The sequence below is a fragment of the Nonomuraea sp. NPDC050680 genome (assembly GCF_040654555.1).
Classification (GTDB): domain Bacteria; phylum Actinomycetota; class Actinomycetes; order Streptosporangiales; family Streptosporangiaceae; genus Nonomuraea.
Window position 1 is genome coordinate 295,565 of the sequence record NZ_JBFAIF010000006.1, and the last position, 26,373, is coordinate 321,937.

The 26,373-nt window shown below is 69.6% G+C and carries 23 protein-coding genes; 12 read left to right on the forward strand and 11 right to left on the reverse strand.

Features of this window, described 5'->3' with window-relative positions; genetic code table 11:
* Positions 1–4: 4 nt before the first annotated feature.
* Entirely contained in the window at positions 5–1,042 is a 1,038-nt protein-coding gene (locus AB0H88_RS23845; RefSeq protein ID WP_357647840.1) for an SIS domain-containing protein, read from the reverse strand.
* Between the two features lie 113 nt (positions 1,043–1,155).
* Between AB0H88_RS23845 and AB0H88_RS23850 the strand changes: the two genes are divergently transcribed.
* The 3 genes from AB0H88_RS23850 to AB0H88_RS23860 all read left to right on the forward strand — a co-directional run bounded on the left by AB0H88_RS23850 (position 1,156) and on the right by AB0H88_RS23860 (position 4,032).
* Positions 1,156–1,896 carry a GntR family transcriptional regulator gene (locus AB0H88_RS23850; protein ID WP_357647842.1) on the forward strand — a complete coding sequence of 247 codons (741 nt, stop codon included), beginning with the start codon at positions 1,156–1,158 and terminating at the stop codon, positions 1,894–1,896.
* 24 nt (positions 1,897–1,920) lie between these two features.
* Positions 1,921–3,240 (forward strand): PTS transporter subunit EIIC, encoded by a 1,320-nt coding sequence (locus AB0H88_RS23855; protein WP_357647843.1) that lies wholly within the window; start codon positions 1,921–1,923, stop codon positions 3,238–3,240.
* Between the two features lie 426 nt (positions 3,241–3,666).
* Positions 3,667–4,032, forward strand: a complete 366-nt coding sequence (locus tag AB0H88_RS23860) for an Rv3235 family protein (protein ID WP_357647845.1) — start codon at positions 3,667–3,669, stop codon at positions 4,030–4,032.
* Between the two features lie 119 nt (positions 4,033–4,151).
* On the opposite strand, the gene secA is transcribed toward AB0H88_RS23860, so the two are convergent.
* Complete coding sequence (gene secA / locus AB0H88_RS23865; protein WP_357647847.1) at positions 4,152–6,944, reverse strand: preprotein translocase subunit SecA; 2,793 nt, start codon at positions 6,942–6,944, stop codon at positions 4,152–4,154.
* Between the two features lie 223 nt (positions 6,945–7,167).
* On the opposite strand from secA, the gene AB0H88_RS23870 reads away from it, so the two are divergent.
* Positions 7,168–7,428, forward strand: a complete 261-nt coding sequence (locus tag AB0H88_RS23870) for an HGxxPAAW family protein (protein ID WP_357647849.1) — start codon at positions 7,168–7,170, stop codon at positions 7,426–7,428.
* A gap of 132 nt (positions 7,429–7,560) precedes the next feature.
* A complete protein-coding gene (locus tag AB0H88_RS23875; protein WP_357647851.1) occupies positions 7,561–8,742 on the forward strand; it encodes a crosslink repair DNA glycosylase YcaQ family protein in 1,182 nt (393 codons plus the stop codon).
* A gap of 89 nt (positions 8,743–8,831) precedes the next feature.
* Here AB0H88_RS23875 and AB0H88_RS23880 read toward each other — a convergent pair whose 3' ends face one another.
* The 6 genes from AB0H88_RS23880 to mtrA form a co-directional block, all read right to left on the reverse strand.
* Positions 8,832–9,530: a response regulator transcription factor gene (locus AB0H88_RS23880; RefSeq protein ID WP_357647853.1), complete on the reverse strand. Its 699-nt coding sequence runs from the start codon at positions 9,528–9,530 to the stop codon at positions 8,832–8,834.
* 170 nt (positions 9,531–9,700) lie between these two features.
* Positions 9,701–10,360 (reverse strand): ribosome-associated translation inhibitor RaiA, encoded by a 660-nt coding sequence (gene raiA, locus AB0H88_RS23885; RefSeq protein ID WP_357647855.1) that lies wholly within the window; start codon positions 10,358–10,360, stop codon positions 9,701–9,703.
* Between the two features lie 615 nt (positions 10,361–10,975).
* Positions 10,976–11,695: a phosphoribosyltransferase family protein gene (locus tag AB0H88_RS23890; RefSeq protein WP_357647857.1), complete on the reverse strand. Its 720-nt coding sequence runs from the start codon at positions 11,693–11,695 to the stop codon at positions 10,976–10,978.
* A gap of 65 nt (positions 11,696–11,760) precedes the next feature.
* Positions 11,761–13,584: an LpqB family beta-propeller domain-containing protein gene (locus AB0H88_RS23895; protein WP_357647859.1), complete on the reverse strand. Its 1,824-nt coding sequence runs from the start codon at positions 13,582–13,584 to the stop codon at positions 11,761–11,763.
* Complete coding sequence (gene mtrB, locus AB0H88_RS23900; protein ID WP_357647861.1) at positions 13,571–15,319, reverse strand: MtrAB system histidine kinase MtrB; 1,749 nt, start codon at positions 15,317–15,319, stop codon at positions 13,571–13,573. The genes AB0H88_RS23895 and mtrB overlap by 14 nt, the downstream gene beginning before the upstream one ends.
* An 18-nt stretch (positions 15,320–15,337) precedes the next feature.
* A complete protein-coding gene (mtrA, locus tag AB0H88_RS23905; RefSeq protein ID WP_043620615.1) occupies positions 15,338–16,015 on the reverse strand; it encodes an MtrAB system response regulator MtrA in 678 nt (225 codons plus the stop codon).
* Between the two features lie 269 nt (positions 16,016–16,284).
* Between mtrA and AB0H88_RS23910 the strand changes: the two genes are divergently transcribed.
* The 5 genes from AB0H88_RS23910 to AB0H88_RS23930 are packed head-to-tail and all read left to right on the forward strand — an operon-like array spanning position 16,285 to position 21,690.
* Positions 16,285–17,511 carry a glycerophosphoryl diester phosphodiesterase membrane domain-containing protein gene (locus tag AB0H88_RS23910; protein ID WP_357647863.1) on the forward strand — a complete coding sequence of 409 codons (1,227 nt, stop codon included), beginning with the start codon at positions 16,285–16,287 and terminating at the stop codon, positions 17,509–17,511.
* Positions 17,508–18,128 (forward strand): DUF4129 domain-containing protein, encoded by a 621-nt coding sequence (locus AB0H88_RS23915; RefSeq protein ID WP_357647865.1) that lies wholly within the window; start codon positions 17,508–17,510, stop codon positions 18,126–18,128. The genes AB0H88_RS23910 and AB0H88_RS23915 overlap by 4 nt, the downstream gene beginning before the upstream one ends.
* A 34-nt stretch (positions 18,129–18,162) precedes the next feature.
* On the forward strand, positions 18,163–19,350 hold the full coding sequence (locus tag AB0H88_RS23920) for a DUF4350 domain-containing protein (RefSeq protein ID WP_357647866.1): 1,188 nt from the start codon (positions 18,163–18,165) through the stop codon (positions 19,348–19,350).
* A complete protein-coding gene (locus AB0H88_RS23925) occupies positions 19,340–20,317 on the forward strand; it encodes a MoxR family ATPase (RefSeq protein WP_357647868.1) in 978 nt (325 codons plus the stop codon). The genes AB0H88_RS23920 and AB0H88_RS23925 overlap by 11 nt, the downstream gene beginning before the upstream one ends.
* Complete coding sequence (locus tag AB0H88_RS23930; RefSeq protein ID WP_357647870.1) at positions 20,317–21,690, forward strand: DUF58 domain-containing protein; 1,374 nt, start codon at positions 20,317–20,319, stop codon at positions 21,688–21,690. Before AB0H88_RS23925 ends, AB0H88_RS23930 begins: the two co-directional genes overlap by 1 nt.
* Before the next feature lie 23 nt (positions 21,691–21,713).
* Here AB0H88_RS23930 and AB0H88_RS23935 read toward each other — a convergent pair whose 3' ends face one another.
* Positions 21,714–22,706: a stage II sporulation protein M gene (locus AB0H88_RS23935; protein WP_357647872.1), complete on the reverse strand. Its 993-nt coding sequence runs from the start codon at positions 22,704–22,706 to the stop codon at positions 21,714–21,716.
* Positions 22,707–22,757: 51 nt separating this feature from the next.
* Between AB0H88_RS23935 and AB0H88_RS23940 the strand changes: the two genes are divergently transcribed.
* The gene (locus tag AB0H88_RS23940; protein WP_357647874.1) at positions 22,758–23,777 is read left to right on the forward strand and encodes an RDD family protein; all 1,020 of its coding nucleotides are present in this window, start codon (positions 22,758–22,760) and stop codon (positions 23,775–23,777) included.
* Positions 23,778–23,782: 5 nt separating this feature from the next.
* Here AB0H88_RS23940 and AB0H88_RS23945 read toward each other — a convergent pair whose 3' ends face one another.
* Positions 23,783–25,144, reverse strand: a complete 1,362-nt coding sequence (locus tag AB0H88_RS23945) for a hypothetical protein (protein WP_357647876.1) — start codon at positions 25,142–25,144, stop codon at positions 23,783–23,785.
* A 53-nt stretch (positions 25,145–25,197) separates the two neighbouring features.
* Positions 25,198–25,734 carry an XRE family transcriptional regulator gene (locus AB0H88_RS23950; RefSeq protein ID WP_357647878.1) on the reverse strand — a complete coding sequence of 179 codons (537 nt, stop codon included), beginning with the start codon at positions 25,732–25,734 and terminating at the stop codon, positions 25,198–25,200.
* A gap of 255 nt (positions 25,735–25,989) precedes the next feature.
* Here AB0H88_RS23950 and AB0H88_RS23955 point away from each other — a divergent pair, with 255 nt between their 5' ends.
* Positions 25,990–26,262, forward strand: a complete 273-nt coding sequence (locus AB0H88_RS23955; protein ID WP_357647880.1) for a hypothetical protein — start codon at positions 25,990–25,992, stop codon at positions 26,260–26,262.
* Positions 26,263–26,373 lie beyond the last annotated feature (111 nt).

The following is a 26,373-nucleotide window of genomic DNA, read 5'->3' on the forward strand; positions in this document are numbered from 1 at the left end:
AACGTCAGTCAGTCTGGGTCACCTTGTTGAGCCCGCGCGGCGCGTCGGGGTCGATGCCCAGCCTCCGGGCCAGCGCCTCGGTGAGCAACTGCCCCGGCACGATGAGGCCCATGGGCGCGACCCACTCGGGCAGGTCGGGGCCGTTGAGCGCCGCCGTACCCGCGTGGGCCAGCGCCGGGCCGCCGCCGATGGTGAAGGCCGCGGCGCCCGCGGCGACGACCCGCTCGGCGAGCGCGACCGTACCGGACAGCGTCGGGCTGTTCTCGGCGGCGACGAGCAGGGCGGGGGTGTCGGCGTCGACCACGGCGATCGGCCCGTGCAGCAGGTCGGCGTACGACAGGCCCATGGCGTGCAGGTAGCACGCCTCCTTGAGCTTGAGCGCGGTCTCCAGCGCGGTGGAGAAGGCCAGCCCGCGCGCGGAGACCACGGCCCCCTGCTTGTCGGCCAGGCCCTCGACGACCGCGTCGAGGTCGCCCGGCTCGGCGATCAGCTTCTCGACCGCGTCCGGGACCCGCTGCAGGTCGGCCGCGTCCACGTCGGCGCCGAGGCCGAGCGCGAGCACGGCCAGCGCGGCGAGCTGGGTGGTGTAGGTCTTCGTGGCGGGGACCGCCTTCTCCTCGCCCGCCAGCGTGCACAGCGCCAGGTCGGCGGCCTGGGCGAGCGGGCTGTCCGGGCCGCCGTTGGTCACGCCGACCGTCGTGGCGCCACAGTCCTTGGCCCAGGTCAGCGTCTCGACGATCTCCTCGGTCCGGCCCGACTGCGAGATGGCGACGGCCAGCACGCCGTCGAGGTCCAGCTTGCGCTTGTACGTCGTCGCCACGGACGGGGCGGCGAGCGCGGCCAGCCGGCCCGTGCGGGCTTCGACGAGATAGCGGCCGTAGACTGCGGCATTGTCGGAGGTGCCACGCGCGATGAACAGGAGCTGGCGGGTCCGCTCGCCCAGTGCTCTCACCTCATCGACCCTGGGAAGCAGGGAGTCGAGCGTGGCCCGCAGCGCCTCGGGCTGCTCGGCGATCTCGCTGCGCATCTTGGTGGTCATCATCCCTCAAATCGTTACCGTGCAGACTTGACCCTGTTTTGCGACATGTGGTCTAGTCCGGACTAGACCAGTACGAACCATAGCCCATCGCCCAGGTCAGATCGAGGGGAGGATCCGTGGCTCACATCGATCCGGACAGCCCGGTGCCGAAGTACTTCCAGCTGCGCGAGATCCTGCTGGACCTGATCGACAGCGACGAGCTGAGCATCGGCGCCGCCATCCCGTCGGAGCGCGAGCTCTGCCAGCGCTTCGGCCTGTCCAGGATGACAGTCCGGCAGGCGGTCGACCACCTGGTGTCCGAGGGCCGCCTGCACCGGGTGCCGGGCAAGGGCACGTTCGTGGCCAGACCCAAGATCGAGCTGGCGCTGCAGCTCACGTCGTTCAGCGACGACATGCGGGCGCGCGGCATGGAGCCGGGCTCGCGCGATCTCGACCGGCGGGTCGTGCGCGCCAGCGCCCACCTGGCCAAGGAGCTGGGCATCCAGCCGGGCGAGGAAGTGCACTTCATCGAGCGGCTGCGCACCGCCGACGGCGAACCGCTGTCCATCGAGCGCGCGCACATCCCGGTCAAGCTGGCTCCCGACCTGGCCGAGCACGACCTGTCGGGCAGGTCGCTCTACGAGCTGCTGGAGAGGCGCTACGGGCTGGTCATGGACGCCGGCGAGCTGACCATCGACGGTGGCATCGCCGATCCGAGCGACGCCGATCTGCTCAAACTCGCCCGGGGCGGGGCCGTACTACTGTTGCAGCGCAGATCCTTCTCCGGCGGCATCTGCGCGGAGCTGGGCGTGTCCACCTATCGCGCGGACCGCTACCAGCTGCGCACCATTCTGGAAATGCCCACCAGACGGGGCTGAGGGCCCGACCCGGAGGAACGCCCGGTGAACGAGACCACCGCCGCCAGGCCTTCGCCGTTCTCACGCGTGATGAACGTGCTCCAGCGCCTGGGCCGCTCGCTGATGCTGCCCATCGCCGCCCTGCCCGCGGCCGCGCTGCTGCTCCGCTTCGGCCAGCCCGACATGCTCGGCTCCAACGGCGCCGAGCCGGGCGGCCTGGCCGACGTGGCCGGCTTCGGCTGGATGAACCAGGTCGCCGAGGTGCTGGCCGCCGCCGGTGCGGCGCTGTTCGAGAATTTGCCGCTGCTGTTCGCGGTGGGGGTGGCGATCGGGTTCGCCCGCAAGTCCGACGGCTCGACCGCGCTCGCCGCGGTGGTCGGCTACCTGGTGTTCGACCGCGTGACCAAGGTGATGTTCTTCGGCTCGGCGATCAGGGACACGGTCCTGATCAGGGCGGTCCAGCCCCAGGGCATCAAGGAGATCATCAACTACGGCATGCAGAACCCCACCCAGGTGCTCGGCGGCATCATGATCGGGCTGGTCACCGCCATGCTGTGGCAGCGCTTCCACCGGATCAAGCTGCCGTCCTGGCTGGCCTTCTTCGGCGGGCGCCGGTTCGTACCGATCATCACCTCGATCGTGGCGCTGCTCCTCGGCGTGCTCATCGGCTGGGTGTGGCCGATTCTCGGCGAGTGGATCGGCCACGCGGGCGAGGCCCTGACCACGCTCGGCCCGCTGGGCACCGGCATCTACGGCCTGATCAACCGGCTGCTGATCCCGCTCGGCCTGCACCACTTCGTCAACTCCATCGTCTGGTACGTGGTGCCCCAGTGCCAGGTCGGTGGCCAGGTCCTCGGCGGCGACTGGAACTGCTACTTCGGTGGCGCCCCGCACTCCGGCCAGTTCATGGCCGGGTTCTTCCCGATCATGATGTTCGCGCTGCCGGCCGCCGCGCTGGCCATGTGGCGGGCCGCACCCCCGCACCGGCGGGCGGCCGTGGGCGGCATCATGCTGTCGGCCGGGCTGGCCTCGTTCGTCACCGGGATCACCGAGCCGATCGAGTTCGCGTTCATCTTCGTGGCACCGGTGCTGCTGGCCGTACACGCTGTGCTGACCGGGCTGGCGATGGCGCTCACCACCCTCATCGGCGGGCAGCTCGGCTTCGGCTTCTCGGCGGGACTGCTGGACATGCTGCTCAACGCCAGCAAGTCGAACACCCACAACCTGCCGGGCATCCTCCTGCTCGGGGTGATCTATGGGGTGGTCTATTACGTGGTGTTCAGCTTCCTCATCCGCAAACTCAACATCATGACCCCCGGGCGCGAGCCCGAACCCGACGTCGATTCAGGCGAGCCGCCGTCATAACCATCCTCTTTTACGACTTTTACCCCTTTTACGGCAGGCCCGGTGGTCCCCACCCGCCATACAGGGCTGAGCCCCGTCCAGGGGCACGCTCCTCCGGTTCACCGAGCTGGGCGCCGTGACGTGCGCCCTCTTGGCCATGGCCTACCACACAGTGCCGCAGAGGGGTTACGGGCCGCGACACCCCGATCGACATCGGCAACTCCGACCATAGAGGCTGGCCGAATTCGTTGGGGGCGGCCCATTGATGGCTACCACCGGACCGAAATACGGATCGCGCCGCTCGGCACCACTCCAACTTCCGGTGATCTTCCTCGCCATTCACCTCGAATCGGTGGGCGGAGCGGGAAAGTTGGCGGGCGATGTATTCGGGGGCCGGGCCGGAAACTCCTTGTACTGTCCCTCTCCCCCTATGACATCGGAGGCCCCATGTCATCCCTTCCGCACGCCGCCGTTTCCGACCCGCTCGTATGGGGACCCCCCGGAGTCAGCCCTGATGAGCGCAAGCTGCGGCTGCTCGGGCAGGCGCTGGCCGAGGTGCTCTCGGGACGGCGTCCACCCGAGAGCGTCGCCGACCGGCTCACCGACCGGGCCTACCGCGAGCTCGTCAGAGCGGGGCGGATGATCGAGACGAAACGACCGCCGTTCGTGGGGAGCCCGCACGTGAAGGAGCCCAAGGACGGCGCGGTCGAGATGTGCCTGCTCGTCCACTGCGGCGAACGCAGCCACGTACTCGCCGTGCGGCTTGAGCGGCGCGGCGTGCAATGGCTGTGCACGGACTTCGAAACCGCCTGACGCCCCTCACCACGCACCGAACGCCCACCAGAGGCAAGCCGAGGCAGCCGTCCATCAGGAAGCAGACAGAAGGCCCCCGCCGACAGGCGAGGGCCTTCTCCCAGAACCGGACCGGTGCGTTATGCCTGGGCGTTCTTGGGGTCGCCGTGGCAGCGCTTGTACTTCTTGCCCGAGCCACAGGGGCAGGGCGCGTTGCGCTCGACGTTGCCGTAGGCGGCGCGCTCGGCCTCCGTGCTGCGAACCCGGGTGTGCTCGACCTCGCCCGCCTCACCCGGCGCGGTGTATTCGAGCTCGGCGGGCCGCTCGGGCCCGCGCAGGCCGCGCGCGATGATCGAGCGGGTTTCCGCCATCATCGTGTCCTCTTCCTCGACGATCGGGTTCTCCTGAACCTCGACCTCGATGTTGAACAGGAAGCCGACCGAGTCCTCCTTGATGCCCTCGAGCATCGCGGCGAACATCTCGAAGCCCTCGCGCTGGTATTCGATCTGCGGGTCCTTCTGCGCGTAGGCCCGCATGCCGATGCCCTCGCGCAGGTAGTCCATCTCGTAGAGGTGCTCGCGCCACTTGCGGTCGAGGACCGACAGGATGACGCGGCGCTCGAACTCGCGGGTGGCCTCGGCGCCGAGCTCCTCCTCACGCCTGCCGTAGGCCTCCAGCGCGTCCTGCTTCATCTTCGCGCTGATGAGCTCGGCGGTGAGCTCCTCGCGGCCGCCGGCCTCCTCGACCACGTTGTCGATGGTGACCGTGACGGGGTAGAGCTCGCCGAACGCCTTCCACAGCTTCTCGAGGTCCCACTCCTCGGCGAAGCCCTCGGCCGTGGCGCCCGTGACGTAGCCGTCGATCACCTCGCCGATGAAGCCCTGCACCTGATCGTGCAGGTCGGCGCCCTCCAGCACGCGGTGGCGCTCGGCGTAGATCACCTTGCGCTGCCGGTTCATGACCTCGTCGTACTTGAGAACTTCCTTGCGGATCTCGAAGTTCTGCTGCTCGACCTGGTGCTGGGCGGAGGCGATGGCCTTGGAGACGATGCCGGACTCGATCGGCTGCTCGTCGGGGATGTTGAGCCTGGTCATGATCATCTCGACCCTGGCCGAGTTGAACAGGCGCATCAGGTCGTCACCGAGCGAGAGGTAGAAGCGCGACTCGCCGGGGTCGCCCTGGCGGCCGGAGCGGCCGCGGAGCTGGTTGTCGATGCGGCGCGACTCGTGCCGCTCGGTGCCGAGAACGTAGAGACCGCCGAGCACGGTGACCTCGTCGTGCTCCGCCTTGACGGCCGCCTTGGCCTTCTCGAGCGCCTCGGGCCACGCCTTCTCGTATTCTTCGGGCGTCTCGAGCGGGTCGAGGCCGCGCTGGCGCAGCTCGAGGTCGGCCCGGAACTCGGAGTTGCCGCCGAGCATGATGTCGGTGCCTCGGCCGGCCATGTTGGTGGCGACGGTGACGGCGCCCTTGCGGCCCGCCTCGGCGACGATCGCGGCCTCACGCGCGTGGTTCTTCGCGTTGAGCACCTCGTGCTGGACGCCGCGGCGCTTGAGCGCCTTCGACAGCCGCTCGGACTTCTCGACCGAGGTGGTGCCGACCAGCACCGGCTGGCCGACGTCGTAACGCTCCTTGATGTCCTCGACGACCGCGGCGAACTTGGCGTCCTCGGTTTTGTAGACGACGTCGGCCTGGTCCTTGCGGATCATCGGACGGTTCGTCGGGATCGGGACCACACCGAGCTTGTACGTCTGGTGGAACTCGTTCGCCTCGGTGACAGCGGTGCCGGTCATGCCGGACAGCTTCTTGTAGAGGCGGAAGTAGTTCTGCAGGGTGACCGTGGCGAGAGTCTGGTTCTCGTCCTTGATCTTCACGCCCTCTTTGGCCTCGATGGCCTGGTGCATGCCTTCGTTGTAGCGGCGACCGTGCAGGATGCGGCCGGTGAACTCGTCGACGATGAGCACCTCACCCTCGGCGACGATGTAGTCCTTGTCCTTCTTGAACAGCTCCTTGGCCTTCAGAGCGTTGTTCAGGAAGCCGACCAGGTGGGTGTGCTCGGCCTTGTAGAGGTTGTCGATGCCCAGCCAGTCCTCGACCTTGGCGACACCGGACTCCAGAACGCCGACCGTGCGCTTCTTCTCGTCGACGATGTAGTCGCCGGTGCTCTCCTCGTCGGCGTTCTTGGCCTCGACGCCCCTGCGCAGCCGCGGCACGATCTTGGCGAACTCGGTGTACCACTTGCCCGACTGCTCCCCCGGACCGGAGATGATCAGCGGGGTGCGCGCCTCGTCGATGAGGATGGAGTCGACCTCGTCGACGATCGCGAAGTGGTGGCCGCGCTGCACGCACTCGTCCAGCGACCAGGCCATGTTGTCGCGCAGGTAGTCGAAGCCGAACTCGTTGTTGGTGCCGTAGGTGATGTCGGCCTCGTACTGCTTGCGCCGCTCTTCCGGGGCCTGCCCGGACAGGATCATGCCGACCTCTAGACCGAGGAAGCGGAAGACGCGGCCCATGTTCTCGGCGCCGACCTTGACCAGGTAGTCGTTGACCGTGATGACGTGGACGCCGTTACCGGCGAGCGCGTTGAGGTAGGCGGGGAGAGTACAGGTGAGGGTCTTGCCCTCGCCGGTCTTCATCTCCGAGATGTTGCCCAGGTGAAGGCTCGCGCCGCCCATGATCTGCACGTCGAAGTGACGCTGACCGAGCACGCGGCGGGCCGCCTCGCGCACGGTCGCGAACGCTTCGGGAAGCAGATCGTCGAGGGTTTCGCCGTCCGCGAGCCGCTGCTTGAATTCGTCCGTCAGGGCGCGCAACTCCGCGTCGGACAGGCTCGTGAAGTCGTCCTCGATGGAGTTGACCTGATCGGCGATCCGCTTGAGCTTGCGCAGCGTCTTGCCTTCGCCGGCACGTAGGATCTTGTCGAGAATGGCTGCCACTTTATGTAAAGCTCCTCGCAGGTCTACCCCGGCGGCGCCGCCAGGAGGAGAGGCTGAGACAAACTTCCCCGTTGCCATCGTAGGCGGTTCAGCAACCAGACACAGCCACCGCGACGACGAGAGCGTCGGGCATGTCTGGGAGAATGGGGCTAGGCAGAGCGTATGCCGGTAAGCCGTTGGTTCGCACCGTTTGCGGTATATCCGGCAAAGGGAAGGATTTGTGATGGTTGAGGGGCGCAAGTCAGAGCACACGGAGAATCTCGGTAACCATGGCGGCCGTGCGTCCTCATGGCTAGCGGTGACCGTGATGCTGCTCGGCACCGTCGTCGCCGGCTACGGGATGACCGCCGCCAACTGGACGCTCATCTGGATCGGCGCCGGGGTGTTCGTCGTGGGCGGAATCCTCGCCCTCGTCTTCGACATCTTCACCGACGTCGTGATCGACGCGCCCAGGGCGGGACTGCACGCGGAAGACCACCGCTGACCCTCCGGCGAACCGCGGGGACGCCTTGACCTCCGGCACCCCGCCCCTCCAGGACGCCTGAGCCTCCCGTCGGCTTTCTGTCGGTGCCCGCCGCTAGCATCGCGGCATGCATCGCCGTACCAATGTGCTGACATGACGGATCTGACGGCCGACGAGGCGCGGCGGCTGATCCTGCGCGCCCAGGGCCTGCTCGGCGCGGACGCCCGGCGGGGCGGCGTGCACGGCATGCTCCGCAGGCTCGGCGCGATCCAGCTCGACACGATCTCGGTCCTGGCCCGCTCCCACGAGCTGGTCGCCTACGCGCGCCTGGGCGCGGTGGGCAGGCCCAAGGTGGAGCGGGCCTACTGGCACAATCCCGCCCAGAGCTTCGAATACTGGTGCCACGCCGCCTGCATCCTGCCGATCGAGCACTGGCCTCTCTATTCCTTCAGGCGGCGCGCCTACCGCGACCGCCGCTACCGCTGGCACGAGGTGCCCGACCACGTAGACAAGCTGCTCGACCAGGTGCGCGCCTCGGGCCCGCTCACCACCTCCGACGTCGGCGGCGCCAAGAACGGCGGCCCCTGGTGGGACTGGTCCGACTCGAAGATCGGCCTGGAATGGCTGCTGGACATCGGCGAGCTCGTCTGCAGCCGCCGTGTCGGCTGGCGCCGGGTCTATGACCTGTCCGAGCGCGTGGTCCCCGCCGACCTCCTGGCCGAGGACCTCTCCGACGAGGAGTGCATCGTACGGCTGGCGGCCATCGCCGGTGCCTCGCTGGGCGTGGCGACCCGGGGCGACCTGATCGACTTCCTGCGGCTCAAGGGGAGGTTCGCCGCGATCCTCGACGAGGTGCTGCTCAGCGGGGCCACCGGGCTGGTGCCCGTACGCGTGACCGGCTGGCCCTCGACCAGGGGGCAGACCAACGCGTGGGCTGATCCGGCGGCCCTGGAGTCGGCGCCGCGCGGGCGGCACCGCACGACGCTGGTGTCGCCGTTCGACTCGCTCATCTGGCATCGCGGCCGGACCGAGCGGGTCTTCGGTTTCAACTACCAACTTGAGCTCTACGTGCCCAAGCACAAGCGGGTGCACGGCTACTTCACGATGCCGGTGCTGGCCGGCGGCCGGCTGATCGGCCGAGTGGACCCGGCCCGCGACGGCACCACGCTGGTGGCCAGGCAGCTCAGCCTGGAGCCGGGCCTCACCGGCGCCAAGTGGGCCGACGCCCTGAGCGACGCGCTGTGGTCGGCCGCCGAGTGGGTGGGCTGCGACGCCGTACGAGTCGAACGCGCCGACCCCGCCCTCATCGCCCACCTGGAGGCGGACCCCAGATAGGAGCCCCGGAGGGCGTAGACGATCGGCACCCGCCACACCCGCCGAGTGGGCGGGCGAGCCGTAGCCGCCGCGCCCGCCCGAGGGCGATGTCAGGTGATCTCCAGCATGCGCTCGCGTACCGCGTAGACCACAGCCTCCATGCGCGAGTGGAGCTGCAGCTTGTCGAGGATGTTGCGGACGTGGTTCTTGACCGTGTTCTCGGAGATGAAGAGCTGCTTGGCGATCTCGCGGTTGTTCATCCCCTTGGCCACCAGGCGCAGCACCTCCATCTCCCGCTCGGTCAGCCGCGGCACGGGGAGTTGGGGCGGGCGTTCGCTCTCCTTCTTGCTCATGTTCGCGAACTCGTTGATGAGTTTGGCGGCCATGGCCGGATTGATGAGCGACTGGCCTTCGTGAACTCCGCGCACGGCGGCGGGGACGTCGTTGATCTGCACGTCCTTGAGCAGATAGCCGGTCGCGCCCGCCTTGATGGCCTCGAAGAGGTCTTCTTCCTCGTCGCTGACCGTCAGCATGATGATGCGGGTGCTCGGCACCGAGGCCTTGATGCCCTTCGCCGCCTCGATGCCGTCGCGCCGCGGCATGCGTACGTCCATGAGCACCACGTCGGGCATGAGGCGGTCGGCCAGTTCGACCGCCTCATGTCCGTCGCTCGCCTCACCGACCACCTCGATGTCTGGCTCGGCGGCCAGCGCCAGAGCCAGGCTCCGCCTGATCAGCTCGTGATCGTCCACGATCAGGACGCGAATCGGCTCGCCTCCTGACGGGCGCGCCTCGCCGGACTCCGTCACCAGGCCTCCTCGATCAGCCTGGAGACCGCCATCTCCGCGCTTCGCTCGCTCATGACCTGACTGAGCTCGCTCACGTCTCCTCCTCGTCGGGGGGCCAGAGCCGTTGGACCGCCAATGATGGCATGTCTTACGCGGTCCTAGGGTGGTCGAGAAGATCTTTCAGCGCTGCGTCACGGCTCTACGAGCCGAAGTACGCCATAGTTGTAGCCGCGCCGGTTATAAACGACACACGGCTGGCCACTCTCCTTGTCACGGAACAGATAGAAGTCGTGGCCGACCAGCTCCATCTCGAGGAGAGCCTGGTCGATGGTCATGGGTTCCGCTTTGTGGTGCTTCTCTCGTACGATGAGCGGCCCGTCACCGTCCATCTCGATGGGGACGATGTCGTCATACTGCTTGTCGTCGGGGAGCTCTTCTTCTTCGTCGAACTCCGGTACGGCCTCGGCCTTGCGCGGCGGGGCCAGATCGGCGGCGGCGGGAAGCGTCGCGGTGATCTCCGCCACGGAGGGCGGGGCGTGGTTGCCGTGGTGCACCTTGCGCCGGTCGGACAGCCGCCTGAGGCGACCTTCCAGTTTGTCCAGCGCCATGTCCAGGGCGGCGAATCGATCGTCGGCGGAAGCCTCCGCGCGAATGGCGGGTCCTCGAGAGTGAATGGTCAGCTCGACGCGCTCTCGCTGGCTGGCGATGCGCGGATTGCGCTCCTTCGACACCTCCACATCAACTCGAATGAGCTTGTTGTCCAGACGTTCGATCCTGGCCAGCTTGGTCTCCACCTGGTCTCGGAACCGATCACTCACTCCTGTGTGCCGGCCCTTGACGATGATGTCCATGCAAACAGCCCCCCTTCGTCTAACGACTGAGAAAGAGCGCCCGACGACGTGCTTGCGCTTGCCGGGCGGGGTCTTCCGTCTGCCTCTCTGCTGTCACCGTTACCCTCTTCCGACGTTCCGTCACCGGGTTCTCGGGTGGCACCCGTCCGGCCGACCTGGTCTTCGACCCCACATCCGCCTGCTGAGGATTTCGCGGCTCTGATGCCACTACTGCCCTTCTCTCCTGACGGGGGACATCTGGACCCCCGGGAAGGCAGGACTTACCCCTAAGCCGCACCGTGATCGGTCGACAAAGAGTCGCCTTACGTGGACCGTTTTGCCTGCGGCTGGCATCGGCTAGCAGAGCCGGGACTCCCGGCCCTGCGCAACCACGGACCCGAACGGGTGCCATGTCAGAACGCTATCCGCATCGGAGACGAATGTCAGCCTAGGGATCGGTCAAACGATCACTTTCTGTGATTTTCCTCCGATGTGACTCACGTGACGGATGCCCCTTTTTGCGTACGCCCAGGCACATATCCCCTTCCGCGCGGGAGGCTTGAGCTGCCCCACCACCGCCCAGTGGGTAGTGACGTGTGGCGTCCAGGTGAGAGCGGAGAAATGATCTTCCTTCACTCAGTGTGACCGTAATGGATTGCAAGATCTTCGGCGTGTCGCGGCGACGGTCACGGCCAGCAGGACGTCGACGCCGTGCACCCGGAGTGTCCTGGTGGCTTCGGCCAGTGTGGAGCCCGTGGTCACGATGTCGTCCACAAGCAGCACAGCGGCCGCTGGGCGGGCCTTCGCGGCGGGAGTGACCCGAAGTGAGGCGGCGAGGTTGGCGGCCCGCTGCGTGGCGCTCAGCCCCGCCTGGTCTCCAACCTGACGCGCCTGCCCGAGCGCGGGCCACAGCTCCGCCCGGTGACCGAACGCCGCCAACTGCCGTACGGCCAGCGCGGCCAGCCTGCCAACCGGGTCATGACCCCTCGACCGGAGAGCTCGGGGGGCGCTGGGCACAGGGACGACGGCCAAGGCCACGGGCCCGACGGGCCCGACGGCGGTGGAGGCCAGGGCGTGGCAGGCGGTGAACGCCAGTGCCGTCGCCAGGGGACGGGCCAATGTGGTCTGGCCGCGCTCCTTGTAGGCGACGATCGCCTCGCGCACAGTCCCCGTGTAGTCGGCGGCCGACCAGCACTCGGGGAGGTCGGCGGGGGCGGGTCTCGGCATGCGGCGGGCCGGGACGGGGGTCAGACAGGTCTCGCACAGGCGCGGGCCCCGGGTGGCGCACCCCAGGCAGCGCTGCGGAAGGGCCAGGTCAGCGAGGTCGGCGAGAGCGGCGAACACGAGGACCAGCATGCCCGCCGACCCCGACAGTTTCAGCCCGCGAACGACCCCCGCCCGGGCAGCGGGTCGCCGTCCGGTCAGCCCAAGGGGAAGAGCGGGGTGTCGGCGTCTGCGGCGATCTTGGAGGTCCACTTCTGCTTGTCCAGGTTGGACTCCAGGATCTCGTTCTTCTGCTTGGTCCCCGCCAGGATCCGCTCACCCTGCGCGGCCAGCGTCCGCAGCCGCGTGTCCGACGGCAGCTTGGTGACCGTGCCGTCGCCCACGTTGATCTCCTTGACCACCGCCCCGGCCGGGCTCTTCGACAGCACCACCAGGTGCTCGCCGTCGCGCCAGGCCAGGTCCAGGATCTCCTCGTCGTCGACCGTGCTCAATGTCTGGAAATTTCCGAGCATGACGGCGGCGCCGCTTCCCGTGATGGCGCCGACGCGGATCTCGTGCTTGCCGATCGTCACCGCCACCCGCACGCCGTCCCTGGCGATCCGCAGCCGCGTGACGTCGAACCCGTCGAGGCTGGGCGCGGCGACCCGTTCGGGCCCACGCCCGGCACCCGGATTGCACCGGAGCACAGCGCCGTTCCGGCGGTCGTACGTCCATAGGGTGCCATCCCGATGCCAGGAAGGCGGCGTGAGGTCGGCGCTCGCCCCCTGGATCCACTGCTGCCAGCGGCCGTCCGCCGCGGCTCTGGTCACCCAGATGCCGCCCGCGCTCGACTTGGCGGCGATGAGGTCGGCGCCCTGGCCGACGGAGAAGCCGCCGACGGCCACGGCGAAGCCGGAGTACAGGTTGTTCGCCTGACCGGCGGGTCCGGCCATGGGCCGGCCGGGGCCTTCGGTGGCCATCGCGTAGACGGCGCCCTTGCTGGTGTAGTACGCGGCGTTCGAGGAGGTACCCAGCCAGGGGTCGCTGATGTTGGGCGGGATGGTCAGCGGCTCCGAGGAGTAGAACGGCTCGCCGTCCAACTGCACCTCGATGTACCGGCCGTTGGCCACGTTGTTGCTGGTCAGGCTCCATCTGAGCTGGGCCTGGAGTCCCCTGGCGAAGATGTCGCCCGAGTCGATGGGACCGCTGAGGTTGATCACCACGCGGTCGTCCTCGGCGCGTACGGACTCGACCCGCGTGCCGTGCGGGAAGACGTTCTCCACCGCGCCCTGCAGCGCTTTGCTCGGGCCCTTGAGCAGGCGTTCGATGATCGTCTTGGCGAAGCTCTCGGTGGGCTTGAACCGCAGCCGGACCCGGTCGACGACGAGCATGTCCGAGTTGGCGCCGCCGCTGCCGGGCGTGCCGTTCAGGTAGTAGAGGTTCGTCGGCCGGTACGCGCGGGTGACGTCCGTCTCGGTGAGCAGGAGGCCGCCGACCAGCGACTTGACCCGATAGTCCCCTTGCTGGTCCTTGACCAGCGTGAACTTCCTGTCGACCCCCACGGAGGTGGGCACGTAGGTGTCGTCGTTCTCGATGCGGGCGACCTGGGTGCCGGAGAGGGCGACGGTGATCTCCTTGTCGCCGATCTTCCCCTCCACGTCGTATTTCACCAGGTTGTCGAGCACCGTCACCGGACCGCCGGGCTTCCACGCCTGCCGCGCCTCCGGAGTCAGGTACTTCGCCAGGATGTCCGGATCGTCGGCGTAAGCGGCCATGGCGGCCTGCAGGCCTGTCACCACCTGCACCGGCGACCAGCCGGCCTGCGGCGGGATGGCGACCATGCGCTGGAACGGTTTGCTCATCGGGTCGCCGCCATTGGCCTCGCCGACCGGGAACGGGCCGCCCACGGGAATCACCGCGCAGGCCGAGCTCCAGACGAGAGCCACGACGACGGCGACAACAGCGCCGAGCCGTCTGATCCGCCGCCCGGCCACGGGACCGGCCGTCGTCGAAGCCGGCACCGGGGCACTAGTCCTCGTCATAGCCGACCCCGTCCGCCGACGCCGGCAGCAGCACCGGCGTCATCTGCCCGCGCCACGTACGCCGCATCTCGATCTCCGGAGGCACCAGCGACAGCGGCGACCCCTTCAGGTCGGTCCCGGCCGCCCGGGGAAGCGTCAGCCGGAACTGCGAGCCCTCCCCCTGCTGCCCCCACGCCTGCAGCCAGCCGCCGTGCAGGGAGGCGTCCTCACGCGAGATGGCCAGGCCCAGCCCGGTGCCGCCGATGGTGCGCGCCCGTGACGGATCGGCGCGCCAGAACCGGTCGAACACCATGGTGTCCTCCCCCGACTTCAGGCCGATCCCGTGATCTCGTACGGCGACCGCCACCGCGTCCCTGTCGGCCCCCACCGTCACCACGACGTCCCTGCCCTCGCCGTGCTCGATGGCGTTGAACAGCAGGTTGCGCAGGATGCGCTCGACCCGCCGGTTGTCGATCTCCGCCATGCACGGCTCGTTGGGCAGCCGCAGCTCGAAGCGGGTGGAGTGGCGCTCGGCCAGCGCCTCGGAGTCGCCGATCGCGCGCAGCACCACGTCACGCACGTCGACCGGGTCGAGGTCGAGCGTGGCGGCGCCCGCGTCGTAGCGGCTGATCTCCAGCAGGTCGGCCAGCATCGACTCGAACCGCTCCAGCTGGGCCTGCATGAGCTCGGCCGAGCGGGCGGCCATCGGGTCGAAGTCCTCGCGGGCGTCGTAGAGCAGGTCGGCGGCCATCCGCACGGTGGTCAGCGGGGTACGCAGCTCGTGGGAGACGTCGGACACGAACTGCCGCTGGACCTGGGACAGCTCCTCCAGCTGGTGGATCTTCAGCGCCAGGTTGACGGCCATCTCGTTGAACGAGGTGGCCAGGCGGGCCAGGTCGTCCTCACCGCGTACCTTGAGCCGCTCGTCGAGCTTGCCCGCCGCCAGGCGCTCGGCCGCCTCGCGGGCCAGCCGGACCGGGCTGACCACCTGCCGGGCGACCAGGTAGGCGATGGCGGCCAGCAGCACCACGAGCCCCAGGCCCACCACGGCGATGGCGAGCCGGACGTTGGACAGCATCCGCTCTTCCTCGCTGATCGGGAAGAAGTGGTAGACCTCGTAGTTCTCGCCGTCGAGGAGGTTGACCACGCCGCCGATGACCAGCGTGGGCGTGGGCTGGCTCTCACCGGTGAACGCAATGGGCGCGGTGAAGCGATACGGCTTGTCGAATTCGTACTTCCGCTCGTCGCGCCGCAGGACCTGCTGCAGTGCCTGCGGCACGTCCTCCGGCGCCACCTTGCCCGAGGCGCGTGACCTGCCGGGGTTGGAGGTGTTGAGCACCAGCACCTCGTAGCGCTTCTTGGAGCCGTTCTCGCCCGAGCCGGTGATCGTGTCCATGACATCGTCGAGCGGGTCGGCGGGCGCGTTGCCGCTCGCGTCGGAGGTCGACTTGGCCTGGTCATCGGGCTTCTGACTGAGCGCGTCGGCGATCTGCACGCGGTCGGCGAGCGCCTCGGTGGCCGACGACTGCTGGCGGCTCTCGATGACCGACCGGTTGATCTGGTCGGACAGGAAGACGCCGAGCACGACCACCACGGTCACGGAGATCACCAGGGTGCTGGTGACCACCTGGAGCTGGAGCGAGCGCCGCCATACGCTCCGTGCCCTGCCCGCCGCACGCCGCGTCCGCCGCCGGACCCCGCCGAGAATCTGGCGGAGAGTACGGCGACGGAGTCGTTTCTTGCTAGTCGGGGGCATGGCAGGGTTGGGCGCCGGTCAGGCCGGCCCGGCTTTGTAGCCCACGCCGCGGACCGTGACCACGATCTCGGGGTGCTCGGGGTCCTTCTCGATCTTCGCCCGGAGCCGCTGAACGTGCACGTTGACCAGGCGCGTGTCGGCCGCGTGCCGGTAGCCCCAGACCTGCTCCAGCAGAACCTCACGGGTGAAGACCTGACGCGGCTTGCGGGCCAGCGCGACGAGCAGGTCGAACTCCAGCGGCGTCAGGTTGATGGTCTCCTCGCCGCGCTTGACCGAGTGGCCGGCCACGTCGATGGTGATGTCACCGATCTGCAGGATCTCGGGAGTGGGCTCGTCGGTACGGCGCAGCCGCGCCCGCACCCTGGCCACGAGCTCCTTCGGCTTGAACGGCTTGACGATGTAGTCGTCGGCCCCCGACTCCAGACCGAGCACGACGTCGATCGTGTCGCTCTTGGCGGTGAGCATGACGATGGGCACCCCCGACTCCGCCCTGATCCTGCGCGCCACGTCGATGCCGTCGGCCCCCGGCAGCATCAGGTCGAGCAACACCAGGTCCGGGCGTGTGTCCCGGAAAGCGTCGAGGGCTTTGTCCCCGTCTGAGACAAAGGATGGCTCGAAGCCTTCGCCGCGCAACACGATGCCCAGCATCTCGGCGAGAGCGGCGTCGTCATCGACGACCAGCACGCGACCTTTCATGGCCCCTCATTCGTTCTACGCATTCTGGGACATACCCGCACGATCGCTGAAGGTTACCCTTAGTTGGCCCATGCGTGGGACATGAGACCCGCAAAAGACGAGTTTTAGACTTGCATCCGCGACCGCAATCTCAGTCTGCGGTAACGAACCGACTTTCGGCCATCCTTCGATGAGATCCTTGCGCCGGAACGCCCTGGAATGGGGGCAAGTTGAGCCGGCGAATCGCACGCACGACACCAATGCCCCGCCCACCATGCCAGGATTGGGATATGTCAGACGGTCACGGTCCCTCGCCCGAGACGCCACCAGGCTGGGCTCCAGAACAGCCCCCTCCCTACGGCGCCCCGCAGACCTCGCCGTGGACCGCCCCCGGCTTCGAGCAGCAACAGCCGCCACAGCCGCAACCCGGCTACGGTCCGCAACCGCCCTATCAACAGCCGCCGCCCGGCTACGGCTACATGCCGCACCCGCCCGCACTGCGCCCGGGGATCATACCGCTACGGCCGCTGGGCCTGGGCGACATCCTCGACGGAACGATCAAACTGATCCGGTCGAACCCCAAGGCCGTGCTGGGCCTCTCGGCGGTCGCCGCCCTGCTCGGGGCCGTCCCGATCGCGATCGGGCAGGTGTTCGCCTTCGACTCCATGCGCGGGGTGCTCAACGATCCCTCGGCGGAGCCGGCCGACGTGACCGGCGTGTACGGCGGGTTCATCGCCCAGTACGGCGGCGCGATCGTCTCCTACGCGGTCAGCTTCGTCGTGGTGACGCTGCTGACCGGTGTGCTGATGCGGATCCTCGGCCGCGCCGTGTTCGGCGGCAAGATCACCGCCGGCGAGGCGTGGCAGCTGACCAAGGGCCGCGTCCCGGCGCTGTTCGGCGTGGTGGGGCTGATGGCCGTCATCATGCTGGTCCCGCTGGCCGTCATCGCGCTGATCATCGTCGCGGTCATCGCGGCCGGCGTGGGCGATGACTCGCCCGCCGCGGCGGGCGGCGTGCTCGTGATCACCGTGCTGCTGCTCATCCTGTACATCGGCTACGTGCTGTACTTCAGGACCCGCTTCGCGCTCGCGGCGCCGGCCGTGGTGCTGGAGGGAAGGGGCCCCGTCGACGCCCTGCGGCGCTCCTGGAACCTCGTGACCGGCGACTTCTGGCGGGTGCTCGGCATCCTGCTGCTCACCTCGCTGCTGGTCGGGCTCGTGGCGGGCATCCTGCAGGTCCCCTTCACCATCGCCGGGACCCTCTTCGGCCTGCTCGGCGAGTCGGTGGGCACCGCCGTACTGTCCACGGTGCTGATCACCATCGGCGGCACGCTCGGCGCGATGATCACCTATCCCTTCGAGGCGGGCGTCTCGGGCCTCCTCTACGCCGACCGGCGGATGCGCAGCGAGGCGTTCGACCTGGTGCTGCAGACGGCGGCGATCGAGCAGCAGCGCCAGGGCTGGGTGCACGCCTCGGCCGACGAGCTCTGGCACCCGTCCAACTCCGCCAGGCCGTGACGCCGATCGACAGGGGGGAGGCCGCGCGCAGGGCCGCGGATGAGCTCCTCAAGCCCGGATACGAGAAGGAATCACTGCTGGACCAGGCCTACCGGCGCTTCACGCAGTTCGTCGGCGATCTCATGGACGCGGCCACGGGCGGCGGCACGACCGGCGGCATCATCTCCGCCGTCGTGATCGTACTGATCATCGGCGGGGTGATCGCGCTGGTCGTGTGGCAGCTCCGCAAGACCTCGCGCGCGAACGCGACGGCGGCGGACGGGCTGTTCGGCGAGCGGAGGATGACCGCCGCCGAGCACCGCCAGGCGGCCGAGCGGCTGGCCGCCCAGGGCGGCTGGACCGAGGCGATCCAGGAGCGGCTGCGCGCCATCGCCCGCGACCTGGAGGAGCGGGCCCTGGTCGACGGGCTGCCCGGACGCACGGCCGACGAACTGGCCGCCGAGGCGGGCCAGGCGCTGCCCGCCTTCGCCGTGGAACTGACGGCCGCCGCCCGCTCGTTCGACGACGTGACCTACGGCGACGTGCCGGGCACCCGGGAGGCGTACACCGCCATGAGCGAGCTCGACGAGCGGCTCCGCCAGGCCAGGCCGGTTCCGCTGGCCGGGAGAACCCCATGAGCGCCAGGCCGGTCCCGCCGGCCGGGAGAGCCTCATGAGCCTCGACATGCGCCCCCAGGAGACCGGCGAGTCCTACTCCACCGCTCCGACCGTGCGCTCGACCTGGCGGGCGAGCCGGATGATCATCCTGCTCAGCGCGCTCATCGTGCTCGCCGCCGTCTTGACCGTGCTGCTCAAACCGGACTCCAGGCCGGCCCGCCATCTGGATCCCGCCGACTCCTCGCTGTCGGGCTCGATGGCGCTGGCCGAGCTGCTGCGCGACCGCGGTGTCACCGTCGACCGGGTCGACTCGTCGGCGGCGGCCGCCGCGAAGGCGAACGGTGCCGTGCCGGGCGACCGGCTGCTGCTGATCACCGACGCCACCTACGCCAACACCCGCGAGCTGGCCGCGATCCAGGGCGACCGGGTGATCGTCGGCAACGTCTTCGACCTCGACGAGCTGGCCCCCGGCGTACGGCCGGAGCGGGGCAGCGCCCGCGAGCGCTCCCGCGAGCCGGAGTGCTCACTGCCCGGTGCCAGGGCCGCGGGCAGCGCGTTCATCGGCGGCAGCGCGTTCACCGGACCGTCGGGCGCCATCGGCTGCTACCCGGCGGGCGACGGATCGACGCTGGTCAGCTACCCCAACGCGGGCGGCACCACCACGGTTCTGGGCAGCGGCGAGTTCATGACCAACCAACGCCTGGCCGAGGACGGCAACGCCGCGCTCGCCCTCAACCTGCTGGGCTCGGCCAAGGCCGTGACCTGGCTGGTGGCGCCGGAGACGCCGCCGGTGGGCGAACTGCCGGGCGAGGCCGGTCAGTCCATCTACGAACTGATGCCCGCGGGCATCCCCTGGGCCGTGCTGATGTCGGTCATCACGGTGCTGCTGGTGGCGTTCTGGCGGGGCAGGCGGCTGGGGCCGGTCGTGACCGAGCGGCTGCCCGTCGTCGTGCGGGCCGCGGAGACGGTCGAGGGGCGCGGACGGCTCTACCGGGCCAGGCGGGCCAGGGGCCGGGCGGCCGACTCGCTCAGGGCCGGCACGATCGACCGGCTCACCCCTCGGCTCGGCCTCGGCTCCGGCTCGGGCCGGCACGAGCTGGTGGCCGCCATCGCCGTACGGACCGGCCAGGACCCGCAGGAGGTCGGCGCCGCGTTGTACGGCCCGCCCCCCGCCGACGACGCCGGGCTCGTCGGCCTGGCACGCTACTTGGACGTCATCGAGAGGACCGTCAGTGAACATTGAGGAGACCGCCCACGTGCCCGGCGGTGACGCGGCCAGGGACGCGCTCAGCGCATTGCGCGCCGAGGTGTCCAAGGCCGTGGTGGGCCAGGACGCCGTGGTGACCGGGCTGGTCATCGCGCTGCTGTGCCGGGGGCACGTGCTGCTCGAAGGCGTACCGGGTGTGGCCAAGACGCTCATGGTCCGCACGCTGTCCGCCGCGCTGTCGCTGGACTTCAAGCGGGTGCAGTTCACGCCCGACCTGATGCCGGGCGACGTGACCGGCTCGCTGATCTACGACGCGAAGACGGCGCGGTTCGAGTTCCGCGAGGGACCGGTGTTCACCAACCTGCTGCTGGCCGACGAGATCAACCGCACTCCGCCGAAGACCCAGGCCGCGCTGCTGGAGGCGATGGAGGAGCGGCAGGTCAGCGTGGAGGGCGACGCGCGCAAGCTGCCCGACCCGTTCGTGGTGTGCGCGACGCAGAACCCGATCGAGTACGAGGGCACCTACCAGCTGCCGGAGGCGCAGCTCGACCGCTTCCAGCTCAAGCTGACCGTGCCGCTGCCGCCGCGCGACCAGGAGATCATGGTCCTCGAACGGCACGCGCGCGGCTTCGACCCGCGCGACCTGTCCGAGATCAAGCCCGTCGCCACCGCCCAGGACCTCGAAGCGGGCCGCGAGGCGGTGTCGAAGGTGCATGTGGCGCCCGAGGTGCTCGGCTACATCGTGGACGTGGCCAGGGCCACCAGGAACTCTCCGTCGCTCCAGCTCGGCGTCTCGCCGCGTGGCGCGACCGCGCTCCTGGCCGCCTCGCGGGCCTGGGCGTGGTTGTCGGGCCGCGCCTACGTCACGCCCGACGACGTCAAGGCGCTGGCCAGGCCCGCGCTGCGGCACCGGATCCAGCTGCGGCCCGAGGCCGAGCTGGAGGGCGCGACCTCCGACGGCCTGCTCGACGGCATCCTGGCCTCGGTCCCGGTCCCGCGCTGATGGCTCTGACGGGACGCGCCGGGCTGATGGCGGCGATCGGCATCGTGGTCGTGCTGCTGGCGCCCGATCCGGGACCCGCCGTGGCGGGCGTCTGCCTGCTGCTGGCCGCCGCGATCATCGTGGACCTGGTGTTCGCGGGCGCGGTCCGCCCGCTCCGCTTCCACCGCTCGGGCGACCGGCTGGTCCGCCTTGGCGGCCAGGCGACGGTCGAGCTGGTGGTGGAGAACCCGGGCGGCAGGCGGGTACGCGGCCTGCTGCGGGACGCCTGGCCGCCCTCCGCGGGCGCCTCACCGCGGTCCCAGCCGCTCGACGTGCCCGCCGGAGAGCGCCGCAAGCTCGTCGTGACGCTCACCCCGACCAGGCGCGGCGACCGCGAGTCCGTGGCGCTCACCGTGCGCTCGCTCGGGCCGCTCGGCCTGGCCGCCCGTCAGGGCACCCACCGGGCGCCGTGGTCGGTGCGCGTGCTGCCGCCGTTCCTGTCACGCAAGCACCTGCCCTCCCGGCTGGCCAGGCTCCGCGAGCTCGACGGCCAGCACCCGGCCCTGGTGCGCGGGCAGGGCACCGAGTTCGACTCGCTGCGCGAGTACGTGGTGGGCGACGACGTGCGCTCGATCGACTGGCGGGCCACCGCGCGCCGCCATGATGTGGTCGTCCGCACCTGGCGCCCGGAACGCGACCGGCGGGTGCTCATCGTGCTCGACACCGGCCGCACCTCCGCGGGCCGGGTGGGCGACGCCCCGACGCCGATGGCCGGCGCTCAGGCGGGCGCCGGCGGGCTGCTGGTCCGGCCGGATCCCCGGCCGGTGCCGGGCTGGCCCCGGCTCGACTGGTCGATGGACGCCGCCCTGCTGCTGGCCGCGCTCGCCGCGCGGGCGGGCGACCAGGTGGACTTCCTCGCCTACGACCGGGCCGTACGCGCCTGGGTGGCCGGGGCCTCGCGCACCGAGCTGCTGTCGTCGCTGGTCAACGCGATGGCGCCGATCGAGGCGGAGCTGATCGAGGCCGACTCGCAGGGCATGGTCGCGGCGGTCCTGTCCCGGGCCAAGCGGCGCTGCCTGGTCGTGCTGCTCACCGACCTCAACTCGGCCGCGCTCGAGGAGGGGCTGATGCCGGTGCTGCCGCAGCTGTCCGCGCGCCACCTGGTGCTGGTCGCGGGCGTCTCCGATCCGCGCGTGGCGGCGATGGCGGCCCGGAAGGACACGGCCGAGCAGGTGTACGACGCGGCGGCGGCCGAGCACACGCAGCTGGGGCGGCGGCGCATCACCGCCCGGCTGCGCCGCCACGGCGTCGAGGTGGTGGACGCGCCCCCGGAGGACATCGCCCCGGCCCTGGCGGACGCGTACCTGGCGCTGAAGGCCGCCGGCCGCCTGTAGGCGGCCTGTAGAGGGGGTAGGGGTCAGGCGCTGGGGGCCACGTCCGGGGCGCGTTCGAGGTCGCCGGTCTCGTTCTGGCGCAGCGCCCGCCTGCCGAAGACGATCACGTACGCGAGGAAGGCCCCTTCTGCGAGCACCCCGATGCCCACCCGCACCGGCGTGGGCAGCCCGGACGGCGTGACGAACGCCTCGATGAGCCCCGACACGAACAGCACCCCGACCAGCCCGAGCGCCACGCTGACCACCGCCCGGCCCTGCTCCGCCAGCGCCTCGACCCGCTTGCGCGGCCCGGGATCGATGACCGTCCAGCCCAGCCGCATGCCGACGGCCGCCGCCAGGAAGACCGCGGTCAGCTCCAGCAGGCCGTGCGGGGTGATCAGCCCGAAGAAGATGTCCAGCTTGTCACGGGAGGCCATCAGCCCGGCGGAGACGCCGAGGTTGGCGGCGTTCGACCAGAGCAGCACGGGAATCGGCAGGCCCAGGAGGATCGCGTAGATGATGACCTGCGCCGAGACCCACGCGTTGTTGATCCACACGTGGCCGGCGAAGGAGGCGGCCGGGTTCTCCGAGTAATAGTCGGCGAAGTCGTGCTCGACGAGCTGCGTGATCTCGTCGGGCGAGGCGATCGAGGTCTGCACCTGGGGATTGCTCGCCACCCACGCGCCGAGCACCCACGCGACGGCGATGAACGCCAGCGACGTGGCCAGCCACCACCACCGGGCCCGGTAGGCCACCACCGGGAACGACACGGTGACGAACCTGACCAGCTCCCGCCAGGCGGGCGTGTGCGCGCCCGTCACCGCCGACCGCGCCCTGGCCACCAGCGCGGACAGGCGGCCGGTCAGCATCGCGTCCGCGGAGGACGAGCGGACGATCGACAGATGCGTGGACACCCGCTGGTAGAGGTCGACCAGCTCGTCGACCTCGGGGCCGGTCAGGGAGGAGCGGTGTTTGACCAGGTGCTCCAATCTGTCCCATACCGGGCGGTGTGCGGTGACGAACGCATCGATGTCCACCCGACCATTGTGGCCGGTCATCCATTGGGTCAATGCCGTTAGGCTCCACGTATGTCAGAGGTTGTGACCGGTGACGCCGTCGTCGTCGAGGTACGGGTGGCCCAGATGCCGTCCCGCGCCCTGGCGCTCATCATCGACATGGCGGTTCAGATGACCGTCCTGATCGCCGCGTACGTCGCCTTGCAAGCGTTCTTCCTGGTCACCGACACGGCGCTGTTCGCGGCCGTGTCGATCGTGCTGGTCGTGCTGGTGATCGTGGGCTATCCGGTCATCTTCGAGACGGTGAGCAGGGGGCGGAGCCTGGGCAAGCTGGCTCTCGGGTTGCGGGTGGTCAGCGACGACGGGAGCCCCGAACGCTTCAGGCAGGCGCTGTTTCGCGGGCTGGCCGGGCTGGTGGAGTTCTGGATGTTCTCCGGGGCGCCGGCGTTGATCTCCTCGCTGGTCTCACAGCGGGGCAAGCGGCTGGGCGACATCTTCGCGGGCACGATCGTGATCGCGGAGCGCGGGCCGCGGTCCGACGGGCATCTGATCATGATGCCGCCGCCGCTGGCCGCCTGGGCCGCGACGCTGGAGCTCTCCCAGCTGCCCGAGGAGGTGGCGACGGCCGCCCGGCAGTACGTCTCCCGCTGGCACGACCTGTCGCCGCAGATCCAGCACGAGGTGGGGATGCGCATCGCGGCTCAGGTGGCGGCGTTCGTCTCGCCCGCCGCGCCGTCCGGCGTGCCGCCGCACGCCTACCTGAGCGCCGTCCTGGCCGAGCGCCGCAGGCGCGACCAGGTACGGCTGGCCCAGCGCAACGGCATGGCGCCCCCTGCCCAACCTGGCCCCCTCGCTCAACCTGGCCCCTTCGCCCAACCTGGAGCCTTCGCTCAACCGGGGGCGTACCAGGCGCCTCAGCCGGGATACCAGGCGCCCTATCCGCCGGCGACGCCGCACGTCCAGCCGTACCAGCCCCATCCGCAGGCCGCCCAGCCGTACCAGCAACCCGCACAGCCTTACCAGCCGCAGGCGCCGAGCACGCCGGAGTCGCCGCCCCAGGCGACTCCGGGTGGGTTCGCGCCGCCTCAGTAGCCGGGTCAGTAGGCGTACTGGGTCTGGGTGTTGAGGACCTTCAGCCGCTTCGTGGCGGCCGGGTCGGTCCGCTGGTCGGTGATGGTCAGCACGTCCAGGCCCTTCTGGATGTCGCTGCTGTAGATGTGGCCGTTGTAGTAGTAGGCCGACCAGGAGCCGCCGAGGTTCTGGGGCTTGAGCGGGCCGCGGTCGAAGTAGCCGATCTCCGCGGGCGCCGACGAGTCGGTGAAGTCCCAGATCGACACACCGCCCTGGTACCACGCCTGGACCATGATGTCGCGGCCCGCGACCGGGATCAGCGAGCCGTTGTGCGCCACGCAGTTCTCGGCCCCGCTCTGGTTGCGCGGGATCTTGTAGTAGCTCTTGAACGCGAGCTGGCCGTCCGTGATGTCATAGATCGCATCCGCGCCCCGCAGAGGACCGGTCGCCGCGTCGCAGGCGGCCATGATCCCCCCGCCCAGCTCGTCGGTGAAGACGAGTTTGGTGCCGGTGTTGTTGAACGTCGCCGAGTGCCAGAACGCGAAGTTCTCGTCGGTGACCCTGGCCGTGACCTTGGGGTGCTCCCTGTCGGAGATGTCCATGAGCACGCCGTCGCCCATGCAGGCGCCCGCGGCCAGGTCCTTCGCCGGGAACACGGTGATGTCGTGACAACCGCTGGTGGGGGCGAGCAGGTCCTCCTGCTTCTCGTTGCCGCCGTCGGGGAAGAGCACCGGGCGCGCGACGACCTTGGCGGCGGTGGGCTTGCCGAGCGGCACCTTGACGATCGAGATCCGGTCGTGCGGCGGCTTGCAGTCGGGGTACGACTTGGCGGGCCCGTACGACGAGACGTACAGGTAGACGGCCGTGCTCTTCTTGCCCGGCCGCGTCTTGTCAGGCACGAGCGTGTGCGTGTGCGAGCCGCAGGCGGTCTCGATGGACTTGATGAACTTGGGCCGCTTCTTATCGCTGATGTCGAAGATCCGGATGCCCTCCCACGCCGACTTCACGCTGGGCGTCTCGGCGTCGGCCTTGCAGGAGTCACTGGTCAGCGACTCGTCCACCGACAGGAAGAGCAGGTCGCCCTGGACCGAGACGTCGTTCTGGGCAGCGGGGCAGGTGACGCGGCTGACGACCGCCGGCTTGGCCGGGTTCTTGATGTCGTAGATCGTGAAGCCGTGGTAATTGCCCTGGAAGGCGTAGTCACCCTGGAAGGCCAGGTCGGTGTCGTAGGCGTCCCCGTCCTTGAACGGCCCCTGTTTCGGGACGTTGGCGACGAGCTTGACGTTCGCGCTGGCCTTGACGTCGTCCGACGCGTGGGCCGGTAGCACCGGCAGCACCAGCAACGCCGCTCCCGCCACCATCAAGGCGCGGCCGAATCTGGACACCACGAAGGACCTCCTGGGTTGGGTTGGCACTAGCCGCATCACTATGGCAGGAAAAATCAGAAACTCGGGGGCGTCGCGGCAATGATGAAGTCGGTGGGTTCGGTGCCCGTGTTCAGATAGCGGTGCGGCAGCGAGGAGTCGAAATAGCAGCTGTCACCCGTCTCCAGTTCATGGGTGAAACCCGAGACCTCGACGACAAGCCGCCCCCGCAGCACCAGCACGCACTCCTCCGACGGATGCGACCACGGCTCGCCGGCCGACGAGCCACCGGGCAGCAGGTGCCCCTCCAGGACCTCCAGCCGTCCGCGACCCGGCGACACGCGCGTGTAGGTGATCCCGTCGGACGGCGACTTGACCCGCACCCGGGCCTCGGCGCGGATCACCGCCACGAGGGCCGGATCCGACTCCTGGAACAGGCTGAACAGCGGCAGTTCCAACGCCTTGGCGATCTTCCGCAGAGTCTCCAGGCTGGGGTCGTCCCGATCGCGCTCGACCTGTCTGAGCAACGCGCTCGGCACCCCCGAGGCAATCGCGAGCTGCGCCACGGTGAGATTACGTTCGGACCGGAGCTCGCGAATTCTGGTGCCAATCATCCGGCGATCCTATCGATGTAGCGTGATTGAAGGTTTATTGAATTCAAGGAAAGCGGCTGATAGGCGGCCCGGAATGTTACATATGTTGAGCGCCGCCCAATTCCGGGCGGAGTTTCCGTCGCTGGCCGACACCGTGCATCTGGCGACCTGCAGCCAGGGCGCCCTGTCCGCCCGGCTGGCGTACTCGCTGCAGGAGATCGGCTACTCGCTGCGGACCAAGGGCGCTCCCTGGGACGTGTGGATGGCCGAGGTCGAGTGGGCGCGCGAGCGGTTCGCCCGGCGCTCGTCGAGGAGCTGGCCGAGCGGCTGGCGGCGGCGGGCGAGCGGGTGGCGAGCCCGGCCGGCGCGCGCGGGCCGCAGGTGGCGATAGCGGACGACGACCCCCCGGGGCTGGCCGCCCGGCTGGCCGCGCGGCGGATCGTGACCGCGCCGCGCGGCGACCTGCTGCGCATGTCGTTCCACTACTACAACGACCGGTCCGATGTGGCGGCCGTCGCGGACGCCATCAGCCTCTGCCGGAAGTCCTGAGACCTCCACTCAGAACTTCCGGGGTACGGCGGAGCCGGGCGGGCTCCGCCGTACCCGAATCAGTGCCAGGTGGCCGGATCAGTGCCAGGTGGCCGGATCAGTGCCAGGTGG

Excerpts from the sequence above, each read along its gene's own strand:
- AB0H88_RS23845 (WP_357647840.1), bottom strand. The coding sequence starts at position 1,042 with ATGATGACCACCAAGATGCGCAGCGAGATCGCCGAGCAGCCCGAGGCG.
- AB0H88_RS23860 (WP_357647845.1), top strand. The coding sequence starts at position 3,667 with ATGTCATCCCTTCCGCACGCCGCCGTTTCCGACCCGCTCGTATGGGGA.
- AB0H88_RS23870 (WP_357647849.1), top strand. The coding sequence starts at position 7,168 with ATGGTTGAGGGGCGCAAGTCAGAGCACACGGAGAATCTCGGTAACCAT.
- AB0H88_RS23875 (WP_357647851.1), top strand. The coding sequence starts at position 7,561 with ATGACGGATCTGACGGCCGACGAGGCGCGGCGGCTGATCCTGCGCGCC.
- raiA (WP_357647855.1), bottom strand. The coding sequence starts at position 10,360 with ATGGACATCATCGTCAAGGGCCGGCACACAGGAGTGAGTGATCGGTTC.
- AB0H88_RS23890 (WP_357647857.1), bottom strand. The coding sequence starts at position 11,695 with ATGCTGGTCCTCGTGTTCGCCGCTCTCGCCGACCTCGCTGACCTGGCC.
- AB0H88_RS23895 (WP_357647859.1), bottom strand. The coding sequence starts at position 13,584 with ATGACGAGGACTAGTGCCCCGGTGCCGGCTTCGACGACGGCCGGTCCC.
- mtrB (WP_357647861.1), bottom strand. The coding sequence starts at position 15,319 with ATGCCCCCGACTAGCAAGAAACGACTCCGTCGCCGTACTCTCCGCCAG.
- mtrA (WP_043620615.1), bottom strand. The coding sequence starts at position 16,015 with ATGAAAGGTCGCGTGCTGGTCGTCGATGACGACGCCGCTCTCGCCGAG.
- AB0H88_RS23910 (WP_357647863.1), top strand. The coding sequence starts at position 16,285 with ATGTCAGACGGTCACGGTCCCTCGCCCGAGACGCCACCAGGCTGGGCT.
- AB0H88_RS23920 (WP_357647866.1), top strand. The coding sequence starts at position 18,163 with ATGAGCCTCGACATGCGCCCCCAGGAGACCGGCGAGTCCTACTCCACC.
- AB0H88_RS23930 (WP_357647870.1), top strand. The coding sequence starts at position 20,317 with ATGGCTCTGACGGGACGCGCCGGGCTGATGGCGGCGATCGGCATCGTG.
- AB0H88_RS23940 (WP_357647874.1), top strand. The coding sequence starts at position 22,758 with ATGTCAGAGGTTGTGACCGGTGACGCCGTCGTCGTCGAGGTACGGGTG.
- AB0H88_RS23950 (WP_357647878.1), bottom strand. The coding sequence starts at position 25,734 with ATGATTGGCACCAGAATTCGCGAGCTCCGGTCCGAACGTAATCTCACC.